This is a genomic window from Nocardioides sp. NPDC127514 (genome assembly GCF_040302125.1).
Taxonomy (GTDB): Bacteria; Actinomycetota; Actinomycetes; order Propionibacteriales; family Nocardioidaceae; genus Nocardioides.
Genome location: NZ_JBEORF010000028.1, coordinates 77,409 through 90,615, shown reverse-complemented (window position 1 = coordinate 90,615; position 13,207 = coordinate 77,409). Strand labels below are relative to the sequence as shown.

The following is a 13,207-nucleotide window of genomic DNA, read 5'->3' as shown; positions in this document are numbered from 1 at the left end:
GTGCGTGTCGGAATTGCTGCTGTCGTCCTGACCCTCGGCCTCGCGATCACCTTGATCGCCTGCGGCGGCGAACCGGAAGCGGCCGACCCCACCTCGACCCCGAGCGCGGCGACCGTCGTGACCGCCATCAAGGGCGCCGACGGCACCTCCGCGACTGCGGGCGGCTACTCGATCGGTGACGTCAGCCTGCCCGCCGAGGCGGGCACGCCGGGGAAGGTGAGCTTCACGATCACCAAGGAGGGCGACCCGGTCACCGACTACATCGAGGAGCAGACCAAGGATCTCCACCTCTACGTCGTCCGCGACGACCTGGAGGTCTTCCGGCACCTGCACCCGAACCAAGGTGAGCCCGGGGAGTGGTCCGGCGACCTGACGCTGCCCGCGGGCGGCACCTACCGGGTGGTCGTCGAGTTCGCGGCCCGGACCCCCGACGGCAAGGGAGAGCAGGCGATGCTCGGCACGACGGCGAAGGTCGCAGGAGCCTCCGAGGTGGACGTACCCGGTTCCGACGACGGCACCGTGATCGCCGCCCTGGAGGAGACCCCGAAGCCCGGGATCGACCAGGAGATCGGCGTCCTGATCTCCGACCCGGCCGGCAAGCCGGTCAACCTCGGCACCTACCTCGGGGTCTACGCGCACGTGACCGCGTTCAGCCGCGAGACGGGCGAGGTGATCCACCTGCACCCCCTCGGCGGCCCCGAGAACGGCGAGGACGGCACCCGCCTCGGCATCCACGTGAAGCCGCCGAAGGCGGGTGACTACGTCTTCTTCGTGCAGGTACGTGTCGACGGGATGATCCACACGCTCCGGCTCCCGGTCACGGTCTGACCGTCACTGTCTGACGGAGAACTTCACCAGTCCCAGCGGGCTCTCGAACTCGCCCAGGCGCAACCCGACGGTCGCCTCCCAGACGCCGCCCTTGGGCAGTACGACCTCCGCCTCCCAGGTGCCGGCAGCGACCGTCTTCAGGGTCAGACTGCCCAGGTCGACATCGCCTGACCTCAGCTTGGCGGTCGGGACCGCCGCCGCCTCGACGGGCTCGCCGGCCGCGTCCTGGATCTGCAGCCGGAGCACGTTCGGGCCCGGACCTGACGGGGTCAGCGTCGCGTAGACCCGGTGGTCGTCGCCCAGCTCCGCGGCCTGGGTGTTGGTCTGCGCGACCGTGGCCGATCCGGTCCCGGGCGAGCCGGCCCCGGCCTGCGGCGGCTGGTCGACCAGGAAGCCGGTGACGCCGAGGACGACGACGAGCACGCCGGCCTCCATCAGCACGGCCCGGCGCAGCATCGACCCGGCCTCGACGGTGTCGTCGTGGCCGGCCGCCTGTCGGACGCGGGGGAGAACCAGCAGCCGGTTGCCGGCCGCCATCACCGCCACCGCGACGACCAGGGCGATCTTGGTCATCAGCAGGGTGCCGTACGTGCTGTTGAGCAGGTTGTCCCACGAGCCGAGGATCCGCCAGCCCATCAGCACGCCCGAGACCGCGAGGGCGGCCAGGGACACGGCGGCGAGGGTGGAGAAGCGGGTGACGATCTCGGCGGCGACCGTGCCGCGCCGGGTGATCAGCGGCAGGGTCAGCGCGAGTCCGACCAGCCCGCCGAGCCAGAGCGCGCCGGCGACGAGGTGGATGACGTCGGTGGCGGTGACCAGCCAGGCGGGTACGACCGCGCGGGAGTGGCCCACCAGCGCCGGGGAGCAGATCGCGACCAGCCCCGCGACCGCGGCGAGGCGGGGGCGTTCGCGCAGCGCGAGCGCGGCCGCGATGCCCACGATCCCCACCAGCGCGCTGAGCCACTCCTTGCCGACCGAGGCCGGCGACCAGGCGTCGAAGGTGAGGATCGCCCCGGGTCCGCTCTCGCTCTGCAGCGCACCGCTGGCCGGGGCCAGCGCGACCAGCGCGACCACGGCGACCATGCCGGCCAGGATCTGCACCCGCTGGACCCGGGCGATGGCACGGTCGGGGACGCGGTGCTCACCGACGATCACCCCGCGGAACCAGACCAGGCCCACGACCAGCAGCAGCGCGGCGTACTGGAGGAACTGGAGCACCCCGTGGATCACCGCCGTCGCTCTGGACGGCTCCGTGGACGGAGGCGAGGCGACGCTGAGGCTCGGGGCGCCGACGGCGAAGGTCAGCGAGCCCGAGATCGGGTGACCGTCGGCCGACACCGCACGCCAGGCGACGACGTAGGTGCCGTCGCCGAGGCTGCTCGCCTCCGCGAGCGCGACCTGCATCTCGGTGCCGCTCGCGGTCGCCTCGGAGGTGACCTCCTCGCCCTTCGCGTCGTAGACGGTCACGCCCGCCGGAGGCAGCGTCACCGCCTCGTCGAAGGTGAAGGTGATCGTCTCCGGCGCCTGGTCCAGGACCGCCCCCTCCTCGGGGTCGGTGCCGATCAGCGTCGCGTGCGCCTGGGCGGGGGAGGTGCTGAGCAGGACGGCGTACGCAGCGGCGGCGAGCACCACCAGCAGCCGCCCCAGGGCGCGCCGGCCCGGGCCTCGGTGGTCGAGGCCGGGCCGGCGCGTCAGGGGAGCACTCACGCCTTACGACGCCCCAGCGCGAGGGCGGTCGTGCCCGCGATCAGGCCGAGGATGCCGGCGCCGGCACCGATGGCACCCCACATGTTGTTGCTGTCGCCCTCCTCGATCTCCGCGGCGGCCGGCTCGGCCTTCTCGGCCGACTCCTCGGCGTCGTGGCCGTGGCCGTCCTCGGACTCGGCGGCGGTGACCTCGAAGGAAGGCGCGGGGTTCTCCGGCTCCTCGGTGGCGCCCTCGGGAGCCTCTTCGACCCAGGCGGTCTCGCCCTTCACGCAGGTCTGGATGACCGGGAAGGCGAGCGTGCCCTCCTCCTCGGGCAGCTGCAGGGAGACCTCGAAGGCGTCGCGCTGACCGTCGGGCAACGGCGTCTTGGCGGTGTAGACGACGGTGGCGTCGCGCTCGGTGAGCTTGTTGCCGTGGGCGTCCTCGATCGGCTCGGCGAGCTTCTCGGAGACGACCTTGACGTCGTAGAACGGCTGCCGCGTGGGCGTCACGTCGTTGATCCCCTCGGGGACCTGGATCGTGATCTGCTTGGTCGGCGAGCCTTCGCAGCCGTGACCGTTGCTGAAGGTCAGCACGGTGTAGGCGCCGGCCGCCGTCTCGGTGGGGGTCACCGTGACGTGCGCGGAGGCCGGAGCGGCGACGAGGAAGGTGACGGCCGCGGCAGCGGCAGCGGGCGCGCCGAGGCGCGCGAGGGTACGTCGAGACATGGTTGTTGCTTTCTGTGGAGTGTCTGCTGGTGGGCAATGCCCAGTTGTCGGGGTCGGGTCCTCAGAGGAGGACCGGCGGACCCCGGCCGGCAGCGACGTACGTCCACAGCCCGGTGCGCGGCACGACCGGCTGCGCCTGCACCGGCAGGCGGAACGGGATCGGGTTCGGGGGCGTGGTGAGCGCTCGGGCGATGACCTGCCAGGCCCGGCGGTGAAGCAGCCACACGGCGACGGTGAGCACCGCCGCCGCGGTGTGCGCGACCAGCATCGAGGTGTCGCCCGAGCCGCTGTCGTGCATGTGGGCGGCCGGAGTCGCGTACGCCTCGAAGGCCTCGTGCATCCCCAGCTGCGCCGCGCCGGCCAGCACCGCCCCCAGGACGATCCCGACTCGGCGTTGCAGCACCACGATCCCGGCGCCGAAGGCGGCGAACCCGGTCGCCACCAGCCACAACGCGTCCGGCAGCTCCCCGCCGCCGGCCAGGTGGGCCAGGCTGGACCCGGTGGTGATCTCCACCGCCGCGAGCAGCGCCAGCCACACGCTCCCGCGCGTCGGCCGCACCACCCTCAGATCCACGCCGGACATTGTCGCAGACCCGCCGAGCCGTCACACACGTCGGCCGAGACGTCACGTACGTCGGCCGAGTCGGCACGTGCCTGCCAACTCGCCCGACGCAGGTGACGCCTCGGCCGACGCCGCTGACGTCTCGGCGATCAGCGGAGGATCGGCGGCTCGGTCTTCTCCTCGACCTCACCGAGCGTGACGCCCGGGGCGAGCTCGACGAGACGCAGGCCCTCGGGAGTGATGTCGAGGACGCAGAGGTCGGTGATGATGCGCTGCACGACGCCCAGCCCGGTGTACGGCAGCGAGCATTCGTTGACGATCTTGTAGGAGCCGTCGCGGGCGACGTGTTCCATCAGCACGACGACCTTCTTGGCGCCGTGGACGAGGTCCATCGCGCCGCCCATCCCCTTGACCATCTTGCCGGGAATCATCCAGTTCGCCAGGTCCCCGGCCGCGGAGACCTGCATTGCGCCGAGGATCGCCGCGTCGATCTTGCCGGAGCGGATCATCCCGAAGCTGGTGGCGGAGTCGAAGAAGCTCGCGCCCTTGCGTACGGTGACCGTCTCCTTGCCGGCGTTGATCAGGTCCGGGTCGACGGCGTCCTCGGTGGGGTAGGCGCCGGTGCCGAGGATGCCGTTCTCGCTCTGCAGCACCAGCTCGACGTCGTCGGGGACGTAGTTGGGCACCAGCGTCGGCAGTCCGATGCCGAGGTTGACGTAGTCGCCGTCGGACAGCTCCGCGGCGGCGCGGGCGGCCATCTCTTCACGTGTCCATGCCATGTCAGCGGACCGTCCTCTTCTCGATGCGCTTGTCGGCGGCCTGTTCGGGGGTCAGGGGGACCACGCGGTGGACGTAGACCCCGGGGAGGTGGACGTCGTTCGGCGGGATCTCGCCGGGCTCGACGAGCTCCTCGACCTCCGCGATCGTGATCTGTCCGGCCATCGCGGCCAGCGGGTTGAAGTTGCGGGCGGAGTCCTTGAAGACGAGGTTGCCGTGACGGTCGCCCTTCCACGCGCGGACGATGCCGAAGTCGGCGACGATCGCCTCCTCCAGGACGAACTCCTTCTCGCCGTCAGGCGTCTCGAAGGTCATCACCGGCTTCTCGGGCGAGGTCTTGATGACGTTGCCGGCGTCGTCGTACTTCCACGGCAGGCCGCCCTGCGCCACCTGCGTGCCGACGCCGGTGCGGGTGTAGAACGCGGCGATGCCGGAGCCGCCGGCGCGCATCCGCTCGGCCAGCGTGCCCTGCGGGGTCAGCTCGACCTCGAGGTCGCCGGAGAGGTACTGCCGCGCGAACTCCTTGTTCTCACCGACGTACGAGGCGACCACCCGCCGCAGGCGCCCGGCGCCGAGCAGCAGGCCCAGGCCCCAGTCGTCGACACCGGCGTTGTTGGAGACCACCTCGAGGTCGGTCACACCGGCCTCAAGGATTGCGTTGATGAGCACCGAGGGGATGCCGCACAGCCCGAAACCGCCGACCGTGAGGGTCGCTCCGTTCGGGATGTCCGCAACCGCCTCGGCAGCTGAGGAGATGACCTTGTCCATGATGATCAGTCAAGGATGGGTCGGCCGCCCGGTCAATAGATGAGCGCGAGTTCACGCTCGATCTCTCGTTGAACGACCCCGCTGCCGCAGATGCGTCCACTGAGTGGACGTCGCCTATCGTACGTCCCATGGAACCCGGCCCCAGCGTCATCCGTCGCAGCGCGCACCTGCTGCGCCTGCTCGCCGCGCGCGAGCCGGAGGGCGCGACGACCACCCATCTGGCGACGACCGCCGCCATCCCGCGTCCGACCGCCCACCGGCTGCTCAGTGCGCTCCAGGAGGAGGGCCTGGTCGAGCGCGACAACGACACCGGCACCTGGCACCTGGGCCCGGAGTGCTTCCTGCTCGGCGCGGCCGCGACCACCCGCCACGACATCACCCCGGCGGCCCGTGCCGCCGTGCTGCGCATCGCCCGGGAGACGGGGGAGAGCGCCTTCTTCTCGATCCGGCGCGGTGACGAGACGGTCTGCGTCCTGCGCGAGGACGGCAGCTTTCCGATCCGCTCGCACGTGCTCCACGAAGGCATCCGGTTCCCGCTCGGCGTCGCCTCGGCCGGCCTGGCGATCCTCGCCTTCCTCCCGGAGTCGCGGCGCGAGGCCTACCTGGCCCGCACCGACCTCGTCGGCGCCTACGGCGAGCAGCACTCCGCCGACGCCCTGCGCGAGCGCGTCGCCGCGACCCGCGAGCTCGGATACGCGGTCAACCCGGGTCTCATCGTGGTCGGCAGCTGGGGCCTCGGTGCCGCCGTCTTCGACGCCCACGGGCAGCCGTACGGAGCGCTCAGCATCACGGGCATCGAGGCGCGCCTCGCACCCCCGCGCCAGGCCGAGCTCGGACGCCTCCTCCTGGAGACCGCCCACACCCTGACCACGAAGCCGGGCCCGGGGCCCGGCTCTGCCTGAGCGGCCGAACCCGTCGAGGACGCGGCTCTACGGCTTCGCACGGCTGATCACCAGACCGTGGCCGCCTCGAGATTCCTTGTCGTCGTATCGACGATCGCCGGGCTGCACAGCGGCCGCATCGGCCGCGCCCGCCCGCTCCCGAACCTGGTGGATCGACGGCGCCACCGGATCGTCTGACGCTCGGGATCCCTCACCGCGACGCTTCTCGCTGACGTAGACCATCGTCACGCCGATGTAGACGACGATGTTGACGGCGACCGCCATGACGATGAACGAGACAAGGTAGAGGTGGGCAGACACCGGGGACTCCTTCGAGATCAATAATCGATACACCTAGTGTATCGTAAATCGACCAAGGTATATTCCCGCCATGGATCGGGAGACGACGACCCCCGCGCGAGGTCGCCCGCGCCAGGCCCGCACCGACTCGCTGATCACTCAAGCCGCGATCGACATCCTCCGCGAGGAAGGGCCTCAGGCAGTGAACGTGGCGTCGGTATCGACACGTTCCGGCGTCGCGCGCACCACGATCTACCGGCGCTACCGGGACCGTCGTGAGCTGTTGGCCGCCGCGCTGCGTCCCGTCACCGACAGAGGCGGAGCACCCGAGCATCTGGCCACCGCGAGACGCCTGGAATGGGTGCTTGCCAATGCCGAGGAGGTGCTCCAGCACACCATCGGACCCGGCGGTGTGGCCGCGGTGCTCACCGATGCTGACCCCGAGTTCAGTGCGGCACTTCGCAGCGCCCTGGCGAGCGGCCTCCGGCCCGTGCTCACTCAGATCGAGGAAGATCTCGACCGGGGCGCACTGACCACCGACCTCGAACCGGACCTGATACTGACGCTGGTGCTCGGGACGTACCTCGCCGAGACATTGCGTCACGGAGCGCCTGATCCGACGTGGCGGGCTCGGACGGCTGACGCCCTCGGTCAGTTGCTCGGCGCGACTGCAGCACAGTGACACTCCCCACCGGCGCGGCTCCGGCTACCTCCGGTCGTAGGCTCCGGTCATGATCCCGGCGAGCGCGGCGTCGGAGGCGAGCTGGGCGTCGCGGTCGTAGGTGGAGGTGAAGGCGAGGAGCTCGTCGGCTCCGGTGGCCTCGGCCAGCTGGTCGAGACGACGCCGGACGGTCTCGGCAGACCCCGCGGTCGTACGCGCCAGATGCGCCTCGACCCGTTCACGCACCTGGTTCGACCAGGTCTGGTCCCGGATCGCCGCGACCGGCTCGAGCGGACCGAACTCGCCGGTCTGCCGCGACCTGGCCATCGCCCACGCCTCCGGCAGAGCGAGCTCGGCGGCCTCGGCGTCGGTGTCGGCGACGAGCACGTCGACGGAGACGGTCACCGACGGCTCGGCCGCCCGTGAGGAGGGCCGGAAGTCCGTGCGGTACGCCCCGAGCACCTCGTCCAGCCGCGGGCTGTACAGCACCGGACCGCCCACGACGACCGGCAGCCCGAGCCGAGCAGCGAGGGCGACGCCCTTCCCGGTCGCCAGCACGAACACCGGGATCTGGTGGTCAGCGGCCGGCCGGGCGGTGACGGCCGCGGTGCGGTCGAGATAGTCGCGGAGCTCCTCGATGTCCTCGGCGAACGTGTCCGGGTCGTCGAGCTCCTGCCGCAGGGCGCGGCGTACGGGTGCGGTGAAGCCCAACGTACGTCCCAGGCCGAGGTCGATCCGGCCGGGATAGAGCGCGTCGAGCATGAGGAACTGCTCGGCGACGACCAGCGGCTGGTGGTGCGGCAGCATCACCCCGCCCGACCCGAGCCGGATCGTGGACGTGTGCGCGCCGAGCGCACCGAGGAGCACCGGCGGCGACCCCGACGCGATCCCCGGCACCGCGTGGTGCTCGGCGACCCAGAACCGGTGGTAGCCGAGCCGCTCGGCGGCCACCGCCCGCTCGATCGTGTGGGTCAGCGCAGCGCCCTCGGCGTACCCCACCCGCGTGCGGGACCGGTCCAGCATGGAGAGCTTCACGGCAGACATAACCACGCCGGCGCCTGGACGCTTCCCAACCGCGGGCGACGTTCAGGTCGGCGTCTCGCCGCTGAGCAACCACGCGGTCGTGTTGGGTGGCAGCTGATGGCCGTCGATCGGTGTGCTGGCGAAAAGGATGGTTCCTTCGGGCAGGGGCACTGGCTGCGATCCGAAGTTGGTGATGCAGTGCCAGCCCTCGGGTCGAACGAAATGGAGCACCTCAGCTCGGGGCTCGTTGTGCCATGCGAAGCCGCGACTTCGTAGCTTCGTCCGCAGTGCCAGCGCACGGCGGTACATCTCGAGCGTGGAATGTGGGTCTGCCTCCTCGGTGGTGACGGAGTAGTCGGCGAACCACTGGGGTTGGGGGAGATGCGGGGTCCCGCGCGAGAAACCGAACGCCGGCCGATCGCCGGTCCACGGGATCGGCACCCGGCAGCCGTCTCGACCCTTCCGTGCGCCACCGGATCTGCGGAACTCGGGGTCGTGGATGAGCTCTGCGGGGAGATCTCCGACCTCGTGCAGGCCGAGCTCTTCGCCTTGGTACAGGTAGACCGAACCGGGCAGCGCCAACGTGAGCAGGGTTGCGGCCCTGGCACGTCGAAGCCCGAGGTCACGATCGAGCGGTGGCTCGGTGCCGTTGCTGAGCAGCCATGCCGCTGCCGTCTCCCGTGGACGGTCTTCGGCCCCGGGCAGCCCGTAACGGGTGGCATGGCGTACGACATCGTGGTTGGACAGCACCCAGGTCGCAGAGGTCTCGGCGCTCTCGGTGATCTGTCGGTCGATGCGGGCGCGGAACTCCTCTGCGTCCCAGGCAGCCTCGAGGAGGTCGAAGTTGAAAGCCTGGTGGAGCCCGTCGGCGCCTACGTATCGGTGCCGGCGCTGTGGCGCCACACAAGCCTCGGCGACCGCCATGCGTGGCGGGTCGTAGGCATCGAAGACGTGGCGCCACTCAGCGTAGATGTCGTGGACCTCGTCACGGTCCCACAGCGGGTGGGCGCCGTCGGCGTCGGCCAGGTCGGGTAGTTGCGCCGTGGGTGTGAACGGCTCGGTCAGGTCTTTCGCCATTCCGTGAGCCACGTCGATACGGAAGCCGTCGACGCCACGGTCGGCCCAGAACCGCAGCGTGGCGAGAAAGTCGGCGCGCACCTCGGGGTTGTCCCAGTTCAGGTCGGGCTGCTCGGGCGCGAACATGTGCAGATACCACTGCCCGTCGGGAACCCGTGCCCAGGCGGACCCGCCGAAGATGGACTGCCAGTCCGACGGTGGGTTCGCTCCGTCAGGGCCGGAGCCGTCACGGAAGACGTAGCGGTCACGAGCCGGCGATCCCTTGGGTGCGGCGAGGGCCTCGGTGAACCAGGCATGCCGGTTGGAGGTGTGGTTGGGGACGATGTCGATGATCACCTTGATGCCGACGCGGTGGAGTGCGGTCACCATCTCGTCGAAGTCGTTCAGGGTGCCCAGTCGCGGATCCACGGAGCGGTAGTCGTCGACGTCATAGCCGCCGTCGGCCAGTGCCGAGGGGTAGAACGGGCTCAGCCACACCGCATCGATGCCGAGCAGAGCGAGGTAGGGGACGCGGGAGGTGACGCCGCGGAGGTCGCCCAGGCCGTCGTCGCCGGAGTCGGCGAAGCTTCGTGGATAGATCTGGTAAACGGCGGCATCGGCCCACCAGTCGGAGTTCATGGCAGCGGTCCTTGTCTGGTCGGGGCTTGTGAGGTCGAGGTGAAGGGCGGTCATCCCTTGGTGGCTCCTTGGAGGAGGGCCTTGGTGAACTGACCCTGGAGCAGCAGGAACACGATGATCGTGGGCGCCATCAGGAGCAGCGCGCCCGCATTGAGCAGCACGATGTCGGTGCTGTATCTCGATTGGAACGCCTGCAGGGCGCCGGCCATCGTGCGTTTGTTGGGGTCGTTGACCAGGACGAGGGCGAGCAGGAAGGTGTTCCAGGTCGACAGGAACATCAGCAGCACCAGTGAGGTCACCGCCGGAGTGGCCAGTGGCAGGTGGACGTGTCGAAGTGCTTTCCAGGGTCCGGCACCGTCGAGCGAGGCGGCCTCGGTCAGCTCTGCGGGAGAGTTCACGAAGTGTGCTCGCATCCAGAACACGGCGAACGGCATGTTCAGGCCGATCAGCGGCAGGATGAGCCCGAGCTGACTGTCGAGCAGGCCGAGCTGGTTGACCTGCTGGTAGAGCGGCACGATCACGATCTCGTACGGGAGCGTGAGCGTGAGCAGCAGGAGGAGATAGAACGCCCGGCCCAGCGGGATCCTGAGGACGGTGATCGCGTAGGCCGCCATGGTCGCGATGAGTACGGAGACCGGCACCACACCGAGCACGATGAGAACGCTGGACTTCAGCAGCGTGGTGACGTTGGCGACGGTCCAGGCGTCGACGAAGTTGTGCCACTGTGGATCGGTCGGCCAGGACAGGCCGTCAGGGATCGTCCCCTGTGGTGCCAGCGCCGCTGACAGCATGCTGACCAGCGGGACTATGGAGTACAAGCCCGCGACGAGGATCAGGGCGATGCCGGGACCCCGGCGGCGCAATGAGCCCGCGCGAAGGATGGACGGTGAGATGGCGGCCACGGTCAGTCCTCTCGGAAGAGCCGTTGAAGCGGCAGGATGATGGCGACGATGAGCAGAGCCAGGACCACGGCGAGAGCGGATGCGTCGCCGAGCCGGCTCTCACTGAAGGCGAGGTCGTAGACCTTGACACCTGGGACCATGGTGGCGCCGCCCGGCCCGCCGTGGGTGGCCAGGTAGACCACGTCGAAACTGGCGAGCGCACTGATGATCGTCACCGTCGTGCACACGCCGATCTCGTGCTTGAGGCCGGGGACCGTGATGCTACGGAACCGGGCGATCGCTCCGGCGCCGTCCAGACGCGCCGCCTCGTAGAGCTCGGGCCCGATCTTGCCAACGCCCGACATCAGCAGCAGGGTGCAGAACCCGGTCGACAGCCAGGTGCCGATGAATCCGACAGCCACCAGCGCCCAGTCGAAGTCGCCCAGCCAGGCACGGGTGAATCCGCCGAGACCGATCAGACGCAGGACCTGGTTGACGACGCCGTTGTCGGCGTACATCCACGTCCAGGCCACTCCGGCCGCAGCCCCGGGGATGATCTGGGGGAGGAACAGCACGGTGCGCGCCAGCGCCCCGGTGAGCCGCCCCTGGATCGACTGCATCGTCGCGGCCGCCACCAGACCGAAGCACACGGGCAAGATGGTGAAGAACAGGATCAGGACGAGCGCATGGAGCAACGGTGCCAGCAGCTCGGGGTCGGTGAGGATCGCGACGTAGTTGTCCAGTCCGACCCAGGTGGATGGCCCGATGCCGTTCCAGTCGTAGAGGGAGTACCAGACCGACTGGATGATCGCGCGGAGGTTGAAGAACCCGTAGAAGGCCAGGGCGGGCAGCGCGAAGAGCCAGCCGCTCCAGCGCCTCGCCGTCGAACGGCGCCGTCGACGGGGGAGGGCTTGCCGGCCCAGCTCGGTGATCCTCGGCGGTGTTGTGGGAGCGGAGGTGGTGACGTCGGTCATGATCAGTCCCGCAGGCCGCTCTCGTAGGACCCCTGTAGGTGCTCGACCACGTCCTCGGGCTCGGCCTTGCCGCTGACCAACAGCTGCAACTGCGCCGGCAGATCCGTGTTCACCGCAGGGACGGAGTTCTGGATCCAGGTGAAGAACCCGTCGGATGCGGCGACGGCGGCGTACCCGGCCTGGATCTGGCTCTCGACGTCGGCGTCCAGGGTCAACGTGGTCTTGGCGGTCGCGCTTGCCGCCGGATACCCGTTTTCGGTGGCGACCTCGGCGGCCTCCGGTGAGGTGAGGAAGTCCAGGAACAGGGCTGAGCTGTCCTTGTGGTCCGATCGCGCCGCGATGGAGAACGCCAACGTGTTGGCGGTCATGCTGATGGGCGGCCCCCCAGCCTCGACGGGCGGGATCGGAAACACGCCGTACTTGCCGTCGAAGGATGTCGGCAGCGACTGGGTGATCCAGGTGCCTTGGACCATGAACAAGCCCTCACCCGCGGCGAACCGGCCGTAGGACGCATCCTGGTTGATCGCGTTCGCGTCCGTGTTGAAGTATCCGGCGTCGGCCCACTTCTGCAGGCGGGCAGTGGCCTCGGTCGCCTCCGCGGTCTCGAGAGAGGCACCGGGCTTGCGCCATGCCACGTCCAGTACGGACTGCGCCCCCATGTAGTCGCCCAACAGCAGGTTGTACAGATGCCCGATGAGGCCGTCGGCGTTGGACGCGACGATGGGCGTGATCCCCATCGACTTGGCCTTCGCCATCACCGCCTCCCACTCATCGAGGGTCCGCGGGACGTCCGTCATCCCCACCTTCTTGGCCAGGTCCCGGTTGTAGAACACCCCAGCCAGCGGGCCGGCTGCACCACCACCTACGTAGAGGGAGCCGGTGCCGATCTCGCCGTCCTGGACCCGTCCGGCATCGAGGACGCTGGCCGGCACCTTCCGACTCCAGCCGTACGCATCGTCGTAGGCATCCAGATTGGTGACGAGTCCGTCACGGACGGCGCCGCTCAGGTCTCCGACGAGCGCGAGGTCGGGCGGACTGTCCGAGGCGAGCAGCCGCGGGAGCACGGTGTTGTAGTTGTTGTCGGCCTCGACCTGGAGCTCGACAGTGATGGCCGGATACTTCTTCATGAAGGCATCGGCCAGTGCCTGCTGGTAGTCCTTGAGCCCGGCCGCGGTGAAGAGCGTGATCGTCGCCTGCTGCGCACCGACGTCGGTCCGTACGCTCGTCGGACTCGCATCCGCAGCGGGCGCCTCGCCGCCGGGTCCGGCGCACGCCGACACCGACGCCATTGCGAGCATCGCTGCCGTCACCCCCAGGGCCCTAAGTGTGCGCATCAGCATCATGTTCACTCCTGTTCAAACGGTACTGGAATCGTTTCCAGTCACAACTGTGATTCAGGTCACGCAGCCTTGTCAAGGCCCGGGATCTCAGTCCAGACAGGAG

General features: G+C 69.6%; 14 protein-coding genes. 3 read left to right on the top strand and 11 right to left on the bottom strand.

The annotated features are described in order from the left end of the window. Positions 1-828, top strand: a complete 828-nt coding sequence (locus ABTX24_RS21720) for a DUF8832 domain-containing protein (RefSeq protein WP_350842515.1) — start codon at positions 1-3, stop codon at positions 826-828. Between the two features lie 3 nt (positions 829-831). Here ABTX24_RS21720 and ABTX24_RS21715 read toward each other — a convergent pair whose 3' ends face one another. From ABTX24_RS21715 to ABTX24_RS21695, 5 genes are all read right to left on the bottom strand, one after another. Beyond that, complete coding sequence (locus tag ABTX24_RS21715) at positions 832-2,535, bottom strand: copper resistance CopC/CopD family protein (RefSeq protein ID WP_350842513.1); 1,704 nt, start codon at positions 2,533-2,535, stop codon at positions 832-834. Next, positions 2,532-3,242 carry a YcnI family copper-binding membrane protein gene (locus ABTX24_RS21710; protein WP_350842511.1) on the bottom strand — a complete coding sequence of 237 codons (711 nt, stop codon included), beginning with the start codon at positions 3,240-3,242 and terminating at the stop codon, positions 2,532-2,534. Before ABTX24_RS21710 ends, ABTX24_RS21715 begins: the two co-directional genes overlap by 4 nt. Positions 3,243-3,303: 61 nt before the next feature. Next, the gene (locus ABTX24_RS21705; protein WP_350842510.1) at positions 3,304-3,825 is read right to left on the bottom strand and encodes a cell division protein FtsQ; all 522 of its coding nucleotides are present in this window, start codon (positions 3,823-3,825) and stop codon (positions 3,304-3,306) included. A gap of 128 nt (positions 3,826-3,953) precedes the next feature. After that, the gene (locus ABTX24_RS21700) at positions 3,954-4,583 is read right to left on the bottom strand and encodes a 3-oxoacid CoA-transferase subunit B (RefSeq protein WP_160021993.1); all 630 of its coding nucleotides are present in this window, start codon (positions 4,581-4,583) and stop codon (positions 3,954-3,956) included. Position 4,584: 1 nt separating this feature from the next. Continuing rightward, positions 4,585-5,349 carry a CoA transferase subunit A gene (locus ABTX24_RS21695; RefSeq protein WP_160021995.1) on the bottom strand — a complete coding sequence of 255 codons (765 nt, stop codon included), beginning with the start codon at positions 5,347-5,349 and terminating at the stop codon, positions 4,585-4,587. A 128-nt stretch (positions 5,350-5,477) separates the two neighbouring features. On the opposite strand from ABTX24_RS21695, the gene ABTX24_RS21690 reads away from it, so the two are divergent. Next, entirely contained in the window at positions 5,478-6,251 is a 774-nt protein-coding gene (locus ABTX24_RS21690; protein WP_350842507.1) for an IclR family transcriptional regulator, read from the top strand. A 27-nt stretch (positions 6,252-6,278) separates the two neighbouring features. Here ABTX24_RS21690 and ABTX24_RS21685 read toward each other — a convergent pair whose 3' ends face one another. Beyond that, complete coding sequence (locus ABTX24_RS21685; RefSeq protein WP_350842505.1) at positions 6,279-6,551, bottom strand: hypothetical protein; 273 nt, start codon at positions 6,549-6,551, stop codon at positions 6,279-6,281. A 70-nt stretch (positions 6,552-6,621) separates the two neighbouring features. Here ABTX24_RS21685 and ABTX24_RS21680 point away from each other — a divergent pair, with 70 nt between their 5' ends. Then, entirely contained in the window at positions 6,622-7,212 is a 591-nt protein-coding gene (locus tag ABTX24_RS21680; protein ID WP_160022001.1) for a TetR/AcrR family transcriptional regulator, read from the top strand. A gap of 24 nt (positions 7,213-7,236) precedes the next feature. Here ABTX24_RS21680 and ABTX24_RS21675 read toward each other — a convergent pair whose 3' ends face one another. From ABTX24_RS21675 to ABTX24_RS21655, 5 genes are read right to left on the bottom strand one after another with little or no spacing between them, the layout of a single operon-like run. Next, positions 7,237-8,235, bottom strand: coding sequence for an LLM class flavin-dependent oxidoreductase (locus ABTX24_RS21675; protein ID WP_350842503.1), 999 nt, complete (start codon positions 8,233-8,235; stop codon positions 7,237-7,239). A 42-nt stretch (positions 8,236-8,277) separates the two neighbouring features. Then, a complete protein-coding gene (locus ABTX24_RS21670; RefSeq protein WP_350842501.1) occupies positions 8,278-9,909 on the bottom strand; it encodes a glycoside hydrolase family 13 protein in 1,632 nt (543 codons plus the stop codon). A 50-nt stretch (positions 9,910-9,959) separates the two neighbouring features. After that, on the bottom strand, positions 9,960-10,811 hold the full coding sequence (locus ABTX24_RS21665; RefSeq protein WP_350842500.1) for a carbohydrate ABC transporter permease: 852 nt from the start codon (positions 10,809-10,811) through the stop codon (positions 9,960-9,962). Between the two features lie 2 nt (positions 10,812-10,813). Next, positions 10,814-11,764, bottom strand: a complete 951-nt coding sequence (locus tag ABTX24_RS21660) for a carbohydrate ABC transporter permease (protein ID WP_350842498.1) — start codon at positions 11,762-11,764, stop codon at positions 10,814-10,816. A gap of 2 nt (positions 11,765-11,766) precedes the next feature. Next, complete coding sequence (locus tag ABTX24_RS21655; protein ID WP_350842496.1) at positions 11,767-13,098, bottom strand: ABC transporter substrate-binding protein; 1,332 nt, start codon at positions 13,096-13,098, stop codon at positions 11,767-11,769. Positions 13,099-13,207 lie beyond the last annotated feature (109 nt).

Excerpts from the sequence above, each read along its gene's own strand:
- ABTX24_RS21710 (WP_350842511.1), bottom strand. The coding sequence starts at position 3,242 with ATGTCTCGACGTACCCTCGCGCGCCTCGGCGCGCCCGCTGCCGCTGCC.
- ABTX24_RS21705 (WP_350842510.1), bottom strand. The coding sequence starts at position 3,825 with ATGTCCGGCGTGGATCTGAGGGTGGTGCGGCCGACGCGCGGGAGCGTG.
- ABTX24_RS21700 (WP_160021993.1), bottom strand. The coding sequence starts at position 4,583 with ATGGCATGGACACGTGAAGAGATGGCCGCCCGCGCCGCCGCGGAGCTG.
- ABTX24_RS21695 (WP_160021995.1), bottom strand. The coding sequence starts at position 5,349 with ATGGACAAGGTCATCTCCTCAGCTGCCGAGGCGGTTGCGGACATCCCG.
- ABTX24_RS21690 (WP_350842507.1), top strand. The coding sequence starts at position 5,478 with ATGGAACCCGGCCCCAGCGTCATCCGTCGCAGCGCGCACCTGCTGCGC.
- ABTX24_RS21680 (WP_160022001.1), top strand. The coding sequence starts at position 6,622 with ATGGATCGGGAGACGACGACCCCCGCGCGAGGTCGCCCGCGCCAGGCC.
- ABTX24_RS21675 (WP_350842503.1), bottom strand. The coding sequence starts at position 8,235 with ATGTCTGCCGTGAAGCTCTCCATGCTGGACCGGTCCCGCACGCGGGTG.
- ABTX24_RS21670 (WP_350842501.1), bottom strand. The coding sequence starts at position 9,909 with ATGAACTCCGACTGGTGGGCCGATGCCGCCGTTTACCAGATCTATCCA.
- ABTX24_RS21660 (WP_350842498.1), bottom strand. The coding sequence starts at position 11,764 with ATGACCGACGTCACCACCTCCGCTCCCACAACACCGCCGAGGATCACC.
- ABTX24_RS21655 (WP_350842496.1), bottom strand. The coding sequence starts at position 13,098 with ATGCGCACACTTAGGGCCCTGGGGGTGACGGCAGCGATGCTCGCAATG.